This window comes from Pseudomonas sp. NFX15, assembly GCF_049132105.1.
Taxonomy (GTDB): Bacteria; Pseudomonadota; Gammaproteobacteria; order Pseudomonadales; family Pseudomonadaceae; genus Aquipseudomonas.
The window spans coordinates 1-16361 of sequence record NZ_JAFMPV010000028.1 but is presented as its reverse complement, the minus strand read 5'-3'; the positions used below and the strand labels follow the sequence as shown (position 1 = coordinate 16361).

General features: G+C 58.9%; 12 protein-coding genes and 3 pseudogenes. 10 read left to right on the top strand and 5 right to left on the bottom strand.

The features are described from left to right. The first annotated feature begins 8 nt into the window (after positions 1–8). Positions 9–620: a hypothetical protein gene (locus tag J1D76_RS23110; RefSeq protein WP_421140648.1), complete on the top strand. Its 612-nt coding sequence runs from the start codon at positions 9–11 to the stop codon at positions 618–620. Between the two features lie 44 nt (positions 621–664). On the opposite strand, the gene J1D76_RS23105 is transcribed toward J1D76_RS23110, so the two are convergent. Beyond that, complete coding sequence (locus tag J1D76_RS23105) at positions 665–2653, bottom strand: peptidase U32 family protein (RefSeq protein WP_421140647.1); 1989 nt, start codon at positions 2651–2653, stop codon at positions 665–667. A 377-nt stretch (positions 2654–3030) separates the two neighbouring features. Between J1D76_RS23105 and J1D76_RS23100 the strand changes: the two are divergent. The 5 genes and pseudogenes from J1D76_RS23100 to J1D76_RS23080 all read left to right on the top strand — a co-directional run. Beyond that, positions 3031–4968, top strand: a pseudogene (locus J1D76_RS23100) (type VI secretion system tip protein VgrG); the annotation flags it as partial. Positions 4969–6002: 1034 nt separating this feature from the next. Beyond that, entirely contained in the window at positions 6003–6395 is a 393-nt protein-coding gene (locus tag J1D76_RS23095; protein ID WP_421140646.1) for a hypothetical protein, read from the top strand. A 41-nt stretch (positions 6396–6436) separates the two neighbouring features. After that, positions 6437–7051: a hypothetical protein gene (locus J1D76_RS23090; protein ID WP_421140645.1), complete on the top strand. Its 615-nt coding sequence runs from the start codon at positions 6437–6439 to the stop codon at positions 7049–7051. A gap of 450 nt (positions 7052–7501) precedes the next feature. Beyond that, complete coding sequence (locus tag J1D76_RS23085) at positions 7502–8212, top strand: hypothetical protein (protein ID WP_421140644.1); 711 nt, start codon at positions 7502–7504, stop codon at positions 8210–8212. Beyond that, positions 8212–8598, top strand: a complete 387-nt coding sequence (locus J1D76_RS23080; protein WP_421140643.1) for a hypothetical protein — start codon at positions 8212–8214, stop codon at positions 8596–8598. The genes J1D76_RS23085 and J1D76_RS23080 overlap by 1 nt, the downstream gene beginning before the upstream one ends. A 277-nt stretch (positions 8599–8875) precedes the next feature. Here the strand turns inward: J1D76_RS23080 and J1D76_RS23075 are convergent, their stop codons facing one another. Both J1D76_RS23075 and J1D76_RS23070 read right to left on the bottom strand, forming a co-directional pair. Further along, complete coding sequence (locus tag J1D76_RS23075) at positions 8876–9256, bottom strand: RidA family protein (RefSeq protein WP_421140642.1); 381 nt, start codon at positions 9254–9256, stop codon at positions 8876–8878. A gap of 312 nt (positions 9257–9568) precedes the next feature. Then, positions 9569–9931 carry a DUF6124 family protein gene (locus J1D76_RS23070; RefSeq protein ID WP_421140641.1) on the bottom strand — a complete coding sequence of 121 codons (363 nt, stop codon included), beginning with the start codon at positions 9929–9931 and terminating at the stop codon, positions 9569–9571. A gap of 620 nt (positions 9932–10551) precedes the next feature. On the opposite strand from J1D76_RS23070, the gene J1D76_RS23065 reads away from it, so the two are divergent. The 3 genes from J1D76_RS23065 to J1D76_RS23055 are packed head-to-tail and all read left to right on the top strand — an operon-like array spanning position 10552 to position 14714. Next, the gene (locus J1D76_RS23065) at positions 10552–12033 is read left to right on the top strand and encodes an APC family permease (RefSeq protein WP_421140640.1); all 1482 of its coding nucleotides are present in this window, start codon (positions 10552–10554) and stop codon (positions 12031–12033) included. Between the two features lie 60 nt (positions 12034–12093). Continuing rightward, positions 12094–13284, top strand: coding sequence for an iron-containing alcohol dehydrogenase (locus tag J1D76_RS23060; RefSeq protein WP_421140639.1), 1191 nt, complete (start codon positions 12094–12096; stop codon positions 13282–13284). After that, positions 13281–14714, top strand: a complete 1434-nt coding sequence (locus J1D76_RS23055; protein ID WP_421140638.1) for an aldehyde dehydrogenase family protein — start codon at positions 13281–13283, stop codon at positions 14712–14714. Before J1D76_RS23060 ends, J1D76_RS23055 begins: the two co-directional genes overlap by 4 nt. A gap of 4 nt (positions 14715–14718) precedes the next feature. Here J1D76_RS23055 and J1D76_RS23050 read toward each other — a convergent pair whose 3' ends face one another. Further along, the gene (locus J1D76_RS23050) at positions 14719–15615 is read right to left on the bottom strand and encodes a LysR family transcriptional regulator (protein WP_421140637.1); all 897 of its coding nucleotides are present in this window, start codon (positions 15613–15615) and stop codon (positions 14719–14721) included. A gap of 76 nt (positions 15616–15691) precedes the next feature. Beyond that, positions 15692–15906, bottom strand: a pseudogene (locus tag J1D76_RS23045) (NIPSNAP family protein); the annotation flags it as partial. Here J1D76_RS23045 and J1D76_RS23040 point away from each other — a divergent pair. Further along, positions 15895–16029, top strand: a pseudogene (locus tag J1D76_RS23040) (2-hydroxycarboxylate transporter family protein); the annotation flags it as partial. The pseudogenes J1D76_RS23045 and J1D76_RS23040 sit on opposite strands and share 12 nt — an antisense overlap. Positions 16030–16361: the final 332 nt, after the last annotated feature.

Genomic DNA, 16361 nt, shown 5'->3' with positions numbered 1-16361 from the left:
ACGAGGATGTGTCAACTTTGAATCAATCCACTTTCTGCGCCATGGCCAGCCTGCTGGTGTCTGTCGCGGTATCGGCCAACGGCGTCATTCCGGTCCTCGAACTGGACTACACGCGCTCGGCAACCGAAACCCTGAAGAAAATCGGTATCCATGACGCCTGCATCGTTGGCGCCAAGACCCCCGTTGCGTTCACTTACTGCCGGGAAGGCTCGTCGACACTGTGGAAGTATCAGGCACTGGACCTGGAACAATTGGCGGCCATGCAAAGTGACGCCAAACGCCCCTCGATGATCTACCAGCCGGTGAGCGTCGTTGAGTTCGACAGTGCCGCCTGCGATGACGAAACCGGCATGGCCGCCGAGGAAAAACCGACAGCGACCCGTTGGCTCTTCCTCGGCCTGCTGGCCTTTTCCCTGCTGATCGCCCTGCGCTACAGCTACCGGGCGATCCAGCAACGACATGACGATCCTGCAACGTATTCGCCGTATTCGCCACCCGTCCCGCAGGCACGGGCTCAGTCCCTGCCATCCTTCCAGGCGACAGCCCGCACCAAGGCCTTGGCAGCGTTCGGTTTCGCCGCTGCCGTGGCCTTCATGTACTTCAAATTTTCAGGGTTTTGAACCATCCGTGAGCGCGCCATTGCGGCGCGCTCGTCGGTCAACACTCAGTGCGGCGCACGGGTGATCGTCTTGAGCAGGTCATCGGGGCTGATGTATCCCACCACGCTGCCCGGTTGCGGCTGGTTGAGGATGTGGCCCTTCATCTTGCCGATGATGTGCATTTCGCACGGTTTGCAGTCGAACTTCAACGTCAACACTTCATCGCCGTGGATCAGTTGCATCGGCGCCACCTTGGTGCGCACGCCCGTCACGCCCTTGGCCTGTTTCGGGCACAGGTTGAAGGAGAAACGCAGGCAGTGCTTGGTGATCATCACCGGTACTTCGCCAGTTTCTTCGTGAGCCTCGTAGGCCGCGTCGATCAGCTTGACGCCATGACGGTGATAGAAGTCGCGGGCCTTCTGGTTGTAGACGTTGGCCAGGAACGACAGGTGCGACTCCGGGTACACCGGTGGCGGCGTGGTCTCGGCCTTGCGGCTGCCACGCGGGTGGGCGGCGATGCGCGCTTCGGTCAAGGCCTCGATCACTTCCCGGCGCAAGGCCTTGAGCTGCGAGTTCGGGATGAAGTACGCCTGCGGCGCGTCCAGCTTGATATCGGTGGCGTGGTACTGGGTGGTGCCCAGTTGGCCGAGCAGATCCTGCAACTGCTCCAGCGCCTGTTCCGGTTTGTTGGCGACGCCGAACGGGCCGTTCAGCGTCACGTTGGCGCTGATGCCCTCTTCACTGGTCGCCGTCACTTGCAGCTGTTCTTCACGCAGTTTGGCGACCCAGCGCAACGCCACGCGACGTTCGGCCGAGGTCTTTTGCAGCGCCTGTTGCCAGTTGTGATCAAGGTTGCGATTCAGCGGATGGTTAGGGCGCAGCTTGTACATCCCTTCCGGCATCTCGTTGGGCTCGACGCGATAGCGATAACGCTTCTCGCCATCCTCCTCGAATTCGCCCTTGGGTTCGGCGATGTTGGCGCGGAACCCCACCACCTCGCGCTTGACCAGCACGTTGAGGCCGTCGCCGTTGGACAGCGGTTCGTGGGTCACCACCTGCATGTCGCGCTTGGCGACTTTCTCGACCACGCCCACCGGCAGACCGGTGAAGGTCGGTGAGTCAAAGGCGCCGATATCGATCTTGCGGTCGGTGACAAAGTAATCGGTGCTGCCGCGGTGGAAGGTTTTTTCCGGGTCGGGCAGGAAGAAGTGCGCGGTACGTCCGCTGGAGGCGCGGGCCAGGTCCGGGCGGTCTTCGAGGACGTCGTCGAGGCGCTGGCGGTAGTAGGCGGTGATGTTCTTCACATAGCCCATGTCCTTGTAGCGGCCTTCGATCTTGAACGAGCGCACGCCAGCCTCGACCAGGGCGCGGATGTTGGCGCTCTGGTTGTTGTCCTTCATCGACAGCAGATGCTTTTCGTAGGCGATCACGCCGCCCTTTTCGTCCTTGAGGGTGTACGGCAGACGGCAAGCCTGCGAGCAGTCACCACGGTTGGCGCTACGCCCGGTCTGCGCGTGGGAAATGTTGCACTGGCCGGAAAATGCCACGCACAACGCGCCATGGATAAAGAACTCGACGGCCGCATCGGTTTCGTCGGCGATGGCGCGGATTTCCTGGAGGTTCAGCTCGCGGGCCAGCACCAGTTGCGAGAAACCGGCCTGATCGAGGAACTTCGCCCGCTCCAGGGTGCGGATGTCGGTCTGGGTGCTGGCGTGCAGTTCGATCGGCGGGATGTCCAGCTCCATCACACCCAGGTCCTGGACAATCAGCGCATCGACGCCGGCATCGTACAACTGGTGGATCAGCTTGCGTGCCGGCTCCAGTTCGTTGTCATGCAGGATCGTGTTGATGGTGGTGAACACCCGGGCGTGGTAACGACGGGCGAACTCCACCAGATCGGCGATATCGCTCACTTCGTTGCAGGCATTGTGGCGGGCGCCGAAGCTCGGGCCACCGATGTAGATGGCATCGGCGCCATGCAGGATAGCCTCGCGGGCGATGGCGACATCGCGTGCAGGGCTGAGCAATTCCAGGTGATGTTTAGGCAAGGACATAATTTTTTTAGTCAGGCTTGTCACGGTCGAGGCGTGCATTGTAGCGGCGAAACGCCTGGGCGGCACCTTGTGCTGCCCGGTGGTGTCTCGGGTGGGCCTGCCCTGCCTGAAACCCTGTAGGCGCGAGCTTGCTCGCGAAGGACGTTAACGATGACGCGAGCATCCTGAATGCACGCGTCGCCCTTATGTTCATCGCGAGCAAGCTCGCTCCTACAAAGGGCGCGGTGTTTTTTAAGGTTGTCTGTCGCCGGATCAACCGTTTTCTGAAGGCAAATGCTTCAGGACAAGTAGGGCAATTCTGATTTTCCTGCACCCCGGTCAGGCCCCGTTATCGCTCATGCAGAATCGACCGCCATCGTTCTGCAGAGACCCACCGGATGTTCGCGCTTGCCAACTCGCCACGCTTCACCCTGAGCCTTGAAGGCGAGCCGGACTACGACTTCAAGGTCTTTGAGTTCAAAGGCCAGGAGGCCATCAGCCAACCTTACCGATTTGAGCTGGAACTGGTCAGCGAGCGCGCCGGTATCCCGCTCGAAAGCCTCCTGCATCGTCAGGCCTTTCTGGGGTTCGATGGGCAGGGACGCGGCATTCACGGGCAGATTATTCGCGTCGGCCAAGGGGCGACCACACGGCGCCTGACGCACTATCAAATCAGCCTGGTACCGCGCCTGAGCTACCTTGATCGGCGCATCAACCAGCGAATCTTCCAGCACAAGACGGTGCCGCAGATCATCGCCCTGGTCCTCAAGGACCACCACATTCTCGAATACGCCCATTGCGAATTCCAGTTCGGCAGCCAATACCCCGAACGCGACTACTGCGTGCAATACGCTGAAAGCGATCTGGCGTTCATCCAGCGTCTGTGTGGCGAAACCGGCATTCATTTTCACTTCCGGCACAGCCCCGACGGGCACCGCCTGATGTTTGGCGACGACCAGACCTTTTTCCCCCGCTTGAGCCAGTCAACGCCGTTCCTGCCGGGCAGCGGCATGGCCGGCGAAACCCCGGTGATCAACCGCTTCGACGTACGCCTGGAAACCTGCACCAGCGCCATCACGCTCGCTGACTACGACTTCCACAAGCCTGGCCAGCCACTCCAGAGCAGCCTCGACAACCAGCAGCGACCGAGGCTGGAGCACTATCAGTTCCCCGGTCAGTTCACTGATCTTCGGCGCGCTGACCTACTGGCGAAGCGCTCACTTGAGCGACACAACGCCGATGTCTGTCAGGCTGAGGGCACCAGTGATGATTGGTCGTTGGTCAGCGGCCATTTTCTGCGGCTCGCCGAGCATGCGAACCAGGCCTGGAATGAGCTGTGGCTGGTCACCCACATCGAGCACCACGGACGTCAACCGCAGGTGCTGGAGGAGTCGGCTCCCGATGATGCGGACGCTTTCCAGGGCTATCGCAATACCTTTCTGGCCACACCGCGGGACGTGCCCTACCGCCCGCCCTTGATCGAAAAGCCCAACGTCGCGGGTTATCACTGCGCCGTGGTCACCGGCCCCAAGGGCAGTGAAATTCATTGCGACGAGTACGGTCGGGTCAAGGTCCAGATGAAGTGGGACCGGCACGGCGAGCTGAATGAGTTCTCCAGCTGCTGGCTGCGGGTCGCCACGGGCTGGGCTCACGACCGCTATGGCAGCGTGCTGATCCCGCGAGTGGGCATGGAAGTGCTGGTGGGGTTTGTCCATGGCGATGCCGATAAACCATTGGTCATGGGCTGTGCGCCCAACGCCTCGACGCCGCTGCCGCTGGACCTGCCCGCCGACAAGACCCGCAGCATTTTCCGCAGCCAAAGCAGCCCTGGGGGCGGTGGCTACAACGAACTGCGCATCGAGGATCGCAAGGGCGCCGAGGAAATCTACCTGCGCGCCCAGCGCGACTGGAGTCAGGACGTGTTGCAGGACATGCATGTCCAGGTCGGCCATCAGCGCAATGTGGTCATCGGCAGTACCGAAGGGCCGGCATCAAGCGACAGCCTGCAGGTCCATGGCGACCTGAAAATCCGCGTCATCAACCAGGCCCTGAACGCCAGCGAGCAAGCACATTTCAGTGCGGGTCAGCAGGTGGTGATCGAAAGTGGCCTGAACATTTCGATTCAATCGGGCGGCCATTGGATCAATGTCGGCCCGGCGGGGATTTTCAGCAGTGTGCCGATTCAGGTCGGCGGCGCGCCGATGCCGATCATGGGTGGCATCGGCAAAACGGGGCCAGCCCCCGTGCCGCTGAGCGAGGCGCAAATCCAGAGCCTCAAAAGCAACGCACCTTTCTGTGAAGAATGTCTACGGTGCGCTGACGGACTGTGCCCTGCCCCTGCCAGCCTGAACGGCGGCGCCAAGGCATCCGTTACGCCGGCCTCCTCCGGCGTTGAACCGGGCTTCCACATCGTTGAGTACCCCTTGCGCCGTACCGAGCTGGAGTCATTGTTGTTTCCCGAATCGCATCCGACGGTACTGGCCAAATTCCGCAGCCTCAACCCGCAACTCAATGGTTATGCCAAACCCGGCCAACTGATCGTACTCAGCGACCCGCGCAACACCCAATGCACCCGCGAAGAAGCCTTGTTGATGGAGGCTGCGCAAAAAGTCGACGCGGCCCTCGCCCCCCTGAGCGACGCCGAAGCCGAGTTCATGGCACTTCATCACGATGAGATCGAATCCTTCCTGGCACAAGGCTCAACGGCTGTGGGCATTGGCGCAGCGATGTTTGGCCAGCACTTGGGCAACTTGAAAATCACCTTGGGAGAACTGGAATCCCTGCACAAAAGCACCTTTGACAAACACGGGAAACTCTCGGGCGCCGAGTTCTTTTCCAAACGCGAAAAGCTGATGAAACAACTCGACAGCAGCCTCGGCCCATTGGTGCGTAAAGGTGTGGGTATTCCCAATCATCCGAAACTTAAAAACGCACTGGGTATTTCCAGCCGTAGCCTGGTGCACCACTGGAGCAAGGCCGGCACGGCGGGCGGAATTGCGGGGTATGCCATGCATATCGAGGGGGTGAGCAAGGCCAGTAAGGTCATAAAAGCAGGTGGCTGGATTGGCGTTGGCTTGGGGGCTGGGGCTTCGGGGTTGAAGGTGAAAGAGACTTGTCGGGTGGGGACGGATGAGGCTTGTAGGAAGGTGAAGTTTACGGAGGTTGGGAAGTTCGGTGGTGGGCTTGCAGGAAGTACCTTTGGAGGCATCGCGGGGGCTCTGACTTGTGCGGGAATTGGTCTTGTAACGGCGGGAACTGGCACAGTTGTTTGTTCACTCGTGTTAGTGGCTGCGGGAACTTTTGTTGGAGGGATGGGCGGCGAGGTGGCGGGAGAGAAAGTTGGGGAAGTGATTTATGAAGGAGTTTATCAGTGACGAATAATGACGAAGCATGGTTTGTTTTGACTTTTGGCGGTTTGTTTTTTGGGCTAGGTTTTATATCTATTTTTGGTCAACTTTATCTGTATTTTTTTAAGATCCCAGAAATTCTATGTGTGCTCAAAAACTCCCAAGGGGTTTTGGCTCGTAAATTTTTTTTAAGTGGAGGAATGCCGGGAGCTTACTTTTTTTTCGCATGCGTAGGTGCTTACTTGATATTGCCATCTAAGTCGATTAAGGGAGGCGCCTTGGATGAAGATGACTATCTAAATTTTCCTCGTGGACTGCTGCATCTGATTCGCTTTATTTATATATCAGCACTTGGAGGAGGGATTGCAATGCTTGTACTACTGATTGGCTGTAAATACCTGGGGTGGATTGAGTGAGTCGACAATTTCATAAGGACTTAGGTTGAGACAGTTTTTACTTGAAGAAGTTGGACGCTCTGCATACGTGCATCAACCTGCAAGGCAAACTCTCGGGCGCCGAGTTCTTTTCAAAACGCGAAAAACTAATGAAACAACTCGACAGCAGCCTCGGCCCATTGGTGCGTAAAGGTGTGAGTATTCCCAATCATCCGAAACTTAAAAACGCACTGGGTATTTCCAGCCGTAGCCTGGTGCATCACTGGAGCAAGGCCGGGACGGCGGGCGGAATTGCGGGGTATGCCACGCATATCGAGTGGGTGAGCAAGGCCAGCAAGGTCATAAAAGCAGGTGGCTGGATTGGCGTTGGCTTGGGGGCTGGGGCTTCGGGGTTGAAGGTGAAAGAGACTTGTCGGGTGGGGACGGATGAGGCTTGTAGAAAGGTGAAGTTTACTGAGTTTGGGAAGTTAGGCGTTGGAGTTGTGGGAGGTGCATTAGGCGGTCTGGTTGGAGTAGGCGTTTGCTTGGGGCTTGGTGTCGTAACAGCTGACGTTGGTGGTGTGGCCTGCAGCCTAATTTTAGTTGGGGCAGGAACGATCGTTGGTACCTCATTAGGTGAAGGTGCTGGCGAAATTTTTGGTGAAATAGTTCATGACAGGTTAAGTGATGAGAGGTGAATTTGAAATTAATTTTTTCTTGTTTAGTGGAATTGCTTTACTGATTTTCGGAATTGCATTTATTTTCGGACAAATCTATCTTGGATACTTTCGGATGGGTGAAATACTGCTCGCGCTAAGTCGATCGAAGGGTATAAAGCAGAGGCGATCAATAATGGGGAACGACCCATTTACCAGGCTATTCATGATGATAAGCGTGTCAACTTATTTCACATTTCCTATGATGGCTGTAAAAACTGGCGAACTAGACAAATGCGATTTAATCGATTTTCCAATAAATTTACTTCGATTGATTAGAGGACTCTATATCTCAGGATTGTTTGGAGCAACGTTACTAGTTGGCATTACTATAGTTGGAAAATTTAACGGTTGGTTGAAGTAAAAGGATGGAGGTGAAGCAAATAGTCAACGCTACCCTCAAATCCTTGGAGCGACGCCGAAGCCGAGTTCATGGCACTTCATCACGATGAGATCGAGTCCTTTCTGGCGCAAGGCTCAACGGCTGTGGGCATTGGCGCAGCGATGTTTGGCCAGCACTTGGGCAACTTGAAAACCACCTTGGGAGAACTTGAATCCCTGCACAAAAGCACCTTTGACAAACACGGGAAACTCTCGGGCGCCGAGTTCTTCTCCAAACGCGAAAAGCTGATGAAACAACTCGACAGCAGCCTCGGCCCATTGGTGCGTAAAGGTGTGGGTATTCCCAATCATCCGAAACTTAAAAACGCACTGGGTATTTCCAGTCGTAGCCTGGTGCACCACTGGAGCAAGGCCGGCACGGCGGGTGGAATTGCGGGGTATGCCACGCATATCGAGGGGGTGAGTAAGGCCAGTAAGGTCATAAAAGCAGGTGGCTGGATTGGTGTTGGCTTGGGGGCTGGGGCTTCGGGGTTGAAAGTGAGCGAAGTTTGTCGGACGGGCCGAGAACAGGAGTGCAAAAAAGTTAAGCTCACTGAGAGCGGAAAATTTGTTGGTGGATTTGTTGGTAGTTCGGCCGGTCCCTCAATCGCTGGGCCAGTTTGCGCGGCAATTAGTATTACTGGATATGGAAAAATCGCATGTGGGCTCATTGTCGCGGGAGCTGGAGCTATTGGTGGCGGGCTGGTTGGTGAAACAGTTGGAGAGGGTGCGGGTGAGAAAATTTATGGCTGGAGTGAGTAATGATTGGAGCGGAAGATATTTTTTTTATCTTCGTAATTGCCAACATGGCATTCGGTTTAATGCTGTTTTTTATTCAGTGGTATTTCTCAAAATTCAAGCTGGAGGAAGTTTTCAAGGCGCTACCAAACTCTTACGGAATTGAAATTCGCAAACCGTTTTTAAAGGGGGGAGCATTCAGCAGGATGTTTGTTGCGAACAACGTGGGGATGATGCTTGTTTTTTACAAAAAATCAATACGCGGAGGTGACCTGAGCCAGCAGGATTATGACGATTTTCCTCGTCACTTGAAAACCCGTATTTGTGGTATTAGTTTAGCCTCATTTTTTACAGCCTTAATGATGTTCGCTTTATTCGCAATCGGAAAATATATGAATTGGTTAAGATGAACGAGTAACATAGCCCCTCATTCCTTTTTATTAATGCAGGCACCTTAACGAATGGAGTCATAGGTGGCTATGGGTATCCCAATATGCGTTGCAATTGGCGTTGGCACGGTAGGTTTGGGAGGCATTGCATGTGGACTTGTATTGACTGGCTTAGGATCTGCCGTTGTAGGCGATGGAGGCTTGACCGCGATGGCGGTGTCTCTGGCCAATGATAGTGTTGGATCAGATGGCCTCTTCGCGGGCAAGCCCGTTCCCACAGGATTTTGCGGTGCTGCGATCAGGCCTTGGCAGCCATGGCGGTGACTTCGACGCGCATGCCTTCGACGGCCAATGCAGCCACACCGACCGCGGCGCGTACCGGCCACGGTTTGGCGAAGAAGCGTTGGTAGACTTCGTTGAACGCGGCGCGGTCGGCCATGTCGGTGAGGTAGATGGTGAGGTGCATCACGCGGTCCATCGAACTGCCGGCGCGTTCCAGTGCGACTTTCAGCGCTTGCAGGGTGCATTCGCTTTGCAGGGTGATGTCGCCCAGTTCCAGGCTGCCGTCGGCGCGGGTCGGGATCTGGGTGGAGACCAGCACACCGGCGAAACCGACGACGTCGGAGGAAATCGAATCGGCATCGAGGTCAGGGGTGAAGCTCAGGTCGTGATTGGCCATGGGGGTTCTCTTGCTGGAAAAGGTAAGGCGAGTGCCGTTTGCGCGGGCAGTTTACCGCGCCCTGCCCGACGCGTCGCTAATCCACTCGCCTGGGAATCACGCCTGAACGCCCTCACCGAAAACCTTCTGATCAAGGTGCTACCGCAGCTCAGTCAAAACGTCCCGCAAGCACCAGGCATTTATCAAGTGCCTGAACGAGTAGCTGGACGAACAGGCGCTGCACTGAGCAAGCACCGGCAAACCCGTGGCGAGGGAGCTTGCTCCCGCTGGGCCGCGCAGCGGCCCCAAAAGGACCACTGCACCACCATTGTCCTACTCCGGCGGATCAATCTGATCCAACACCCGGTTCGCCGTAATCTCCGCCAGCATCACACTGTTGGAAATCCCCAACAGGGCATTGCGCGACCCACCGTCCAGGTGATCCACCAGTTGATGCACCATCACATCGACCGACGCCAGCGTCTCCACCAAATACACCATCAGCGTTTCGGTCGACGCTTGTGGGTCAACGGTAAACAGGTGGCTGGGCGTGCGCGGCGTGGCTTTGATGTCAGCGCTGGAGGGGAAGTGAAAGGCCAGCGCGCGCTCGGCGGCTTCGTGAAGTTTGTTTGAAACAGGGCTTTCGTAGGGCGATGTCGGATCGGCGTCCGGCGGATTGGGGGTTACCTTGAACATAGATGGAACTCCAGGTTTGGAAAGTGGAGCCATCACCCGCGCTACCAAACGAGGGTGGCGACCATACGGAGGTTGGTAGACCGGAAACCTGGAAACCCGGCGCACCCGAGGGTGCCCTACGCATGGCCACCATTAATACAGAAGACGAGAAGCGTCACTGCATCAGGTTGCACAACGTATCAGGTAACCGGGCTACCAAACCCGACCGCTGTTTTTCAGCGATGCGGAAACGATAAAACCCACACCCAATACGCACAAGCCGGCGGATTCTGGCGTAACCGTAGGCAACGGCGCAAGGTCTTGTAGCTTTCATGAAGTAACCCTGACGTCCATTAGACACGCACCCTGTGGCGACGGAGTTGCTCCCGCTGGGCCGCGCAGCGGCCCCTCCGTCAAACATCTAAAAACCCAGAAGTCAGCCTACAAACATATGAATTTTTTCCAATGTTTGGCTGTTTTAAGCTTGCCCCCACTCCTCCCCGCAGGAGCCCGTTTCGTCGGTAAGCCTGATTAAAAAGGCGATCCTAAAAACAATGTGTCTGCCGACCCAAGGAATCCCCCATGTCATTTACGTTCGCACGCCTGTGTGCCGGTCGTTGCGCTTGTGTTGGAGGTGAACAATGACCTCCTCCCTCTCTCGGCAAAATGCCGATGAAAACCTGCTGCACAGCCAGGGCTACGCCCAGGAACTGCATCGCGGCTTGTCCCTCTGGTCGTCGTTTTCGGTCGGTTTCGCCACGGTGTCGCCGGTTGTCGGCATCTATTCGGTGATGTCCCTGGGCGCGATGAGCGCCGGGCCGTCCTGGGTGTGGATCGTGCCGTTGTGCCTGGCCCTGCAATTGCTCGTCGCGCTGGTCTACGCCGAGCTGGCCTCGCAATACCCGCTCGCCGGGGGCTGCTACCAATGGGTCAAACGCCTGGCCGGCGACCGCTGGGCCTGGTTCACCGGGTTCATGTACCTGGCCTCGGCGCTGGCTTCGCTGACCACCGTGGCTTATCTCGGCGGTTTCTGGCTGTGGCTGTTCTTCACCGGTGAGCCACCGTCGGCCAATGCCCAGGTGTTCTGCGGCGCGGTGCTGTTGCTGGTGGGGTTGGGCGTGAACCTGTTCGGGATCAACCCGCTCAAGTATTTCGTCAACGCCGGCATTGTCGCCGAGGCGATTGCCTCGATCGGGATTGGCCTGCTGTTGCTGCTGTTCTTCCGCAACCATTCGTTGTCGTTGCTGTTTGAAGGCTTGCCGGCCACCGGCGATGCTGACGGTTCGTATTTTTCCGGTTTCCTGACGGCGATGGCGGTCGGTGGCTGGGCGTTCCTCGGGTTTGATGCTTGCTCGCAGGTGTCGGAAGAAACCGCCGACGCCCGTACCTCAACGCCGCGTGCGATTCTGCGTTCGATGATCCTGGTCGGCCTGACCGTAATGCTAACCGCGTTTGCCGTCACGTTGTCCTACACCAACACCGCCGGCATGGTCTCTGGGCAAATCATCGACCCGGTCACCCCGGCCGTCGTCGACGCCTTCGGTGCGTGGTCGGAGCGTCCGTTCGTGGGCATCGTGCTGGTGGCGTTCATCGCCTGCGTGGTGTCGGTGCAGACCTACATCGGTCGCGCCGTGTTCGGCATGGCCCGTGACTCGATCCTGCCGGCCTCAGCGCTGTTGCGTCGGGTCGACAAGCGCAAGGTGCCCTTCGCGGCCATGGTCTTCAGCACCCTGTTCGCCAGTTTCGGCCTGGCGCTGGGCTTGAATGCGACCGCTGTCGGCACCTTGATTGCGTTCGGCAGCGGCGGCTTCTTCGTGGTGTTTTTGATCGTCGTGTCCTGCGCCCTGCTCGCTCGCCTGAGCGGTCGCTGGAAACCCGAGCCTGGCGTCTTCAGCCTCGGGCGCTGGGGGCTGCTGGTCAACGTTGCCGCGTTCGTGTGGCTGGTGTTCGAAGCCATCAACGTCGCCTGGCCGCGCGAATCGCTGGCACCGCCCGGCGCGCCGTGGTTCCAGGTGTGGGCGGTGATTCTGGTGTTCTCGGTGCTGGCGGTACTGGGTCTGATCTACATGGTTTGGGCCAAACCGTATCTGCGCACCGCTACGCCACAACTGCTTACCGAATAACACCCCTGTCTTGTTGTGCGAGGCCCACGTTTGTCGGGCCTCGCCGATCCGGAGTTTCAAATGTCTGTTCATTATTGGAATTACCCTACGGAAATTTTCTGTGGGCCGGGCGCGCTCGACCTGCTGGCCGAGCGTTGCAACCTGCTGGGCATGCGCAACCCGCTGCTGGTCACCGACCCTGGCATGCTGGCGCTGGAACCGTTGGCGTTGCTTAGCGCCCGTCTGACCGAGGCACAGATTCCGTTCGCGGTTTTCAGCGACCTCGCCAGCAACCCGAGCATGGACGACGTGGCCCGTGGCGTTGCCGCGTACCACGCCGGGCAACACGACTCGTTGATCACCCTCGGTGGCGGCAGCGCGATGGATGCTGCCAAAGGCATCAGCCTGGCGGCCGTCGACCCTGAAGGCTTGATGCGTTTCGAGTGGTCGCAAGTGCTGGCGAACTACCCAAGCCTGGCGGATTTCCCACGCCTGAACCTGCCGCGCCTGATCGCCCTGCCGACCACGGCCGGCACCGGTTCGGAACTGGGTCGCGAAGCCGTACTGACCATGAGCGAACTGAACATCAAGCGCGTGATCAGCCACCCGGAAATGCTCCCGGCCACGGTGATTCTCGACCCCGTGCTGACCCGCGGCCTGCCAGCAGCGCTGACCGCCGCGACGGGCATGGACGCACTGACCCATCACATCGAAGCCTTCTGTTCACCGCTGTATCACCCGATGTCCTCCGGCGTGGCCGTCGAGGGTGTGCGCCTGATCCAGCAACATCTGCTCGATGCCTACACCGATGGCCAGGACCTGGTCGCCCGCGAAGGCATGCTGGTGACTTCGGCCATGGCCGCGGTGGCGTTCCAGAAAGGCCTGGGCGGTGTGCATGCCCTCGCCCATCCGCTGGGTGCGCGTTATCACAAGCACCACGGTTTGCTCAACGCAATCCTCTTGCCCTACGTGTTGATCGCCAACCGCGACACCATCAGCCCGGACATCGCACGACTGGCGCGCTACCTGGAACTGCCGCAGGCGGATTTCCAAGGCTTCCTCGACTGGGTGCTGGAACTGCGTCAACGCCTCGGGATTCCGCACACCCTGAGCGAGATCGGCCTCGACGCCGAGGCGGCAGACTGGGTCGGTGAACAAGCGCTCGCCGACATTTCTTCTTCCGACACCAACGCCTGCGTGCTCAGCGCTGCCGACTACAGCCAGATCTTTCGCAACGCCGTCACCGGCGTCCTGCCAGGAGCACTCGCATGACCGACGCACATTACATCGACGGACACTGGGTAGCAGGCGAAGGTGCCGAGCTGATCACCGTGTTCGACCCATCCCTCGGCCAGCCTTTTGCTGAGCTCAGGGCCACCAGCGCTGCACAAGTGGACCAAGCCATCGCCGCCGCACGACAGGCATTGCCAGCATGGCGCAACACCAGCGCGAGCCAACGCGCCGCCTACTTGCGTGGCTTCGCTGAGCAGATTCAACAGCGCCGTGACAGCCTGATCGCGCTGCAAATGCAGAACAACGGCAAACCCCATCACGAGGCGGTCGTCGATATTGATGACGCCGTGGCCACCTTCAACTACTACGCCAGCCTCGCCGAACAGCTGGATGCCCGACAGGACCGCGATGTTGCCCTGCCCGTGCCCGGCTTCACCTCCCACACACGCCTGGAATCGGTAGGTGTGGTCGGCTTGATCGTGCCGTGGAATTTCCCGCTGGTGACCAGCGCCTGGAAGCTCGCACCGGCCCTGGCCGCCGGTTGCACCGTGGTGCTCAAGCCTTCGGAAATCACCCCGCTGATCGAACAAACCTACGGCCACATCGCCGACGCACTGGGTTTACCGGCAGGCGTGCTGAACATCGTCGGTGGTAAAGCCGAAACCGGCGCCGCCCTGAGCAATCACCCAGGCATCGACAAGCTCTCGTTCACCGGCAGCAATGCCGTGGGCAGCCAGGTGATGCGCAGCAGCGCCGCCCATTGCCGCCCGGTCACCCTGGAGTTGGGCGGCAAGTCGGCGATCGTGGTGTTCGACGATTGCGACCTCGACCAGGCGGTGGAATGGATCGTCTCCGGCATCTGCTGGAACGCCGGCCAGATGTGCTCGGCCACCTCGCGCCTGCTGGTGCAGGACAGCATTGCCGATGCGCTGAATGAACGCTTGAAGCTGGCCCTGGAAAAACTGCGGGTGGGCAACCCGCTCACTGGCGAAATCGATATCGGCCCGCTGACCAGTCAGGCGCAGTGGAACAAGGTCAACGAGTACTTCGCCATCGCCCGCGCCGAAGGCTTGCACTGTGCGGCCGGGGGCGACGTGCTGCCTGATCTGGGCTGGTTCGTCTGCCCGACCCTGTACACCGACGTGCCGTTGACCAGCCGTTTGTGGAGCGAAGAAATCTTTGGCCCGGTGCTGTGCAGCCATCGCTTCAGCACCGAAGAACAAGCCTTGGCCCTGGCCAACGACAGCCGTTTTGGCTTGGTCGCCACGGTGATCAGTGCCGATCTTGAGCGCGCCGAACGGGTCGCCAATGCGCTGGAAGTTGGCCATGTGTGGATCAACTCGATCCAGGCCGTGTTCGTCGAAACGTCGTGGGGCGGCACCAAGGGCAGCGGCATCGGCCGCGAACTCGGGCCGTGGGGTTTGTCAGCCTACCAATCGGTGAAGCACGTCACCCGCTGCCTGGGCTGATCGGCTAAACGCCATGCTCAGCCAGCAAGTCCGCAATGAAGGCGCGAACCGCTTCGCTCTGCGGATGGCCGACATGGGTGATCATGCTGTGCTGCACCTCGTAGCGCAGCGTTGCCGGGTGCAACGCCCGCATCTGCCCGCTCTGCAACCACGGCCGGGCGTAATGCGCCGGGAGATAACCTAAATGGGTCCCGGCCAGCACGCCATGGGCCACCGCTTCCATGTGGTAGGCGGTGGCTGAAGCGCGGTCCGGTGCAATCGGCAGCACCTGATCGACCGGCAGGAAACCGTGACGAATCCAGTCACTGGCCTGGAGCTGTTCCAGGCTCGGCGACGCCACGTCAAACAACGGATGCGCCTGCCCGCAGAACACCCCGATTTCTTCCGAATACAGCGGCTGGTAGCTCAAGCTCGGCAACGGCCGGCTGAAGTACGAAATGGCCAGGTCCAGTTGCCCGTCGATCACCGCCAGTTCCAGTTCCGTGGGCGAGTTGACGAAGATGTGCAGGTGCATGTCGTGCTCACGCTGATAAAACCGCGCAATGGCGGCATCGATGCGTGCCGTCGGCAAGGTCGCGATGTTGTCGGCCAGGCCCACATGAAGATCGCCGACCAAGCGTCCTGCCAGGTCCTGCGCCTCGTCGCGAAAGGCGTCCACCGCACTGAACATCACCGACGACGCCTTGAGAATGCGCTGGCCCTTTTCGGTCAGGCGAAAACCGCCTTTGCCGCGCTCGCAGATGCGATAGCCCAGGCGCTTTTCCAGCCCGGAAATGTGCGTGCTGATGTTCGACTGGCTCATGTTCAACTCAGCCTGGGCCGCGGTGAACCCACCGCATTTCACGACGATGGAAAAAATGCGCAGCAAGCGCAGATCCATGTCCGTCACGTTTCTGAGCACTGTGTTGTCTCGACGTCTTGGGGAGCGCTATTCAACCATCTTGAATTCACCCCTGGCTAGTAGAGCCTCGCCCCCGTCATTGCAAGGGCGAAAACGTCGCGGGCAGGTAGATCGTCGAACGCATGCCGCGCAGTTGCGGGCCGGAGTTTTCCGGCGGCCAGGCACCGGGGTGCGCACCTGCAAGCGCTGTTCGAGGGTGGTCCACGGCCAGATATTCAGGTGACGCGGCAGTGCACCGTCGGTGGCATAAAACGCCGCGTACACCGACGAATACTGTTCGGCGGCACGGGCGACGTGGCGATCCTCTCGGCGTCGAACCGCATGTCACTGATGCCGTTTGCACAGATTTCCACGCGTATTGGCGGTGCGTCGACGGTAATCCTGGCGACGATCCTGCTGCGCATGCTTGCCTAAAAACTCAAGCAACGCACAAACCCTGTAGGAGCTGGCTTGCCAGCGAAGGCGGCCTGTCAGGCGACATCGATACTGGATGTGCCGGCCTCTTCGCGGGCAAGCCCGCTCCTACAGTGATTTGGGGTGCTCACAAATGTTGCGTATACCCACTGAAACTGTAGGAGCTGGCTTGCCAGCGAAGGCGGCCTGTCAGGCGACATCGATACTGGATGTGCCGGCCTCTTCGCGGGCAAGCCCGCTCCTACAGTGATTTGGGGTGCTCACAAATGTTGCGTATACCCACTGAAACTGTAGGAGCTGGCTTGCCAGCGAAGGCGGCCTGTCAGGCGACA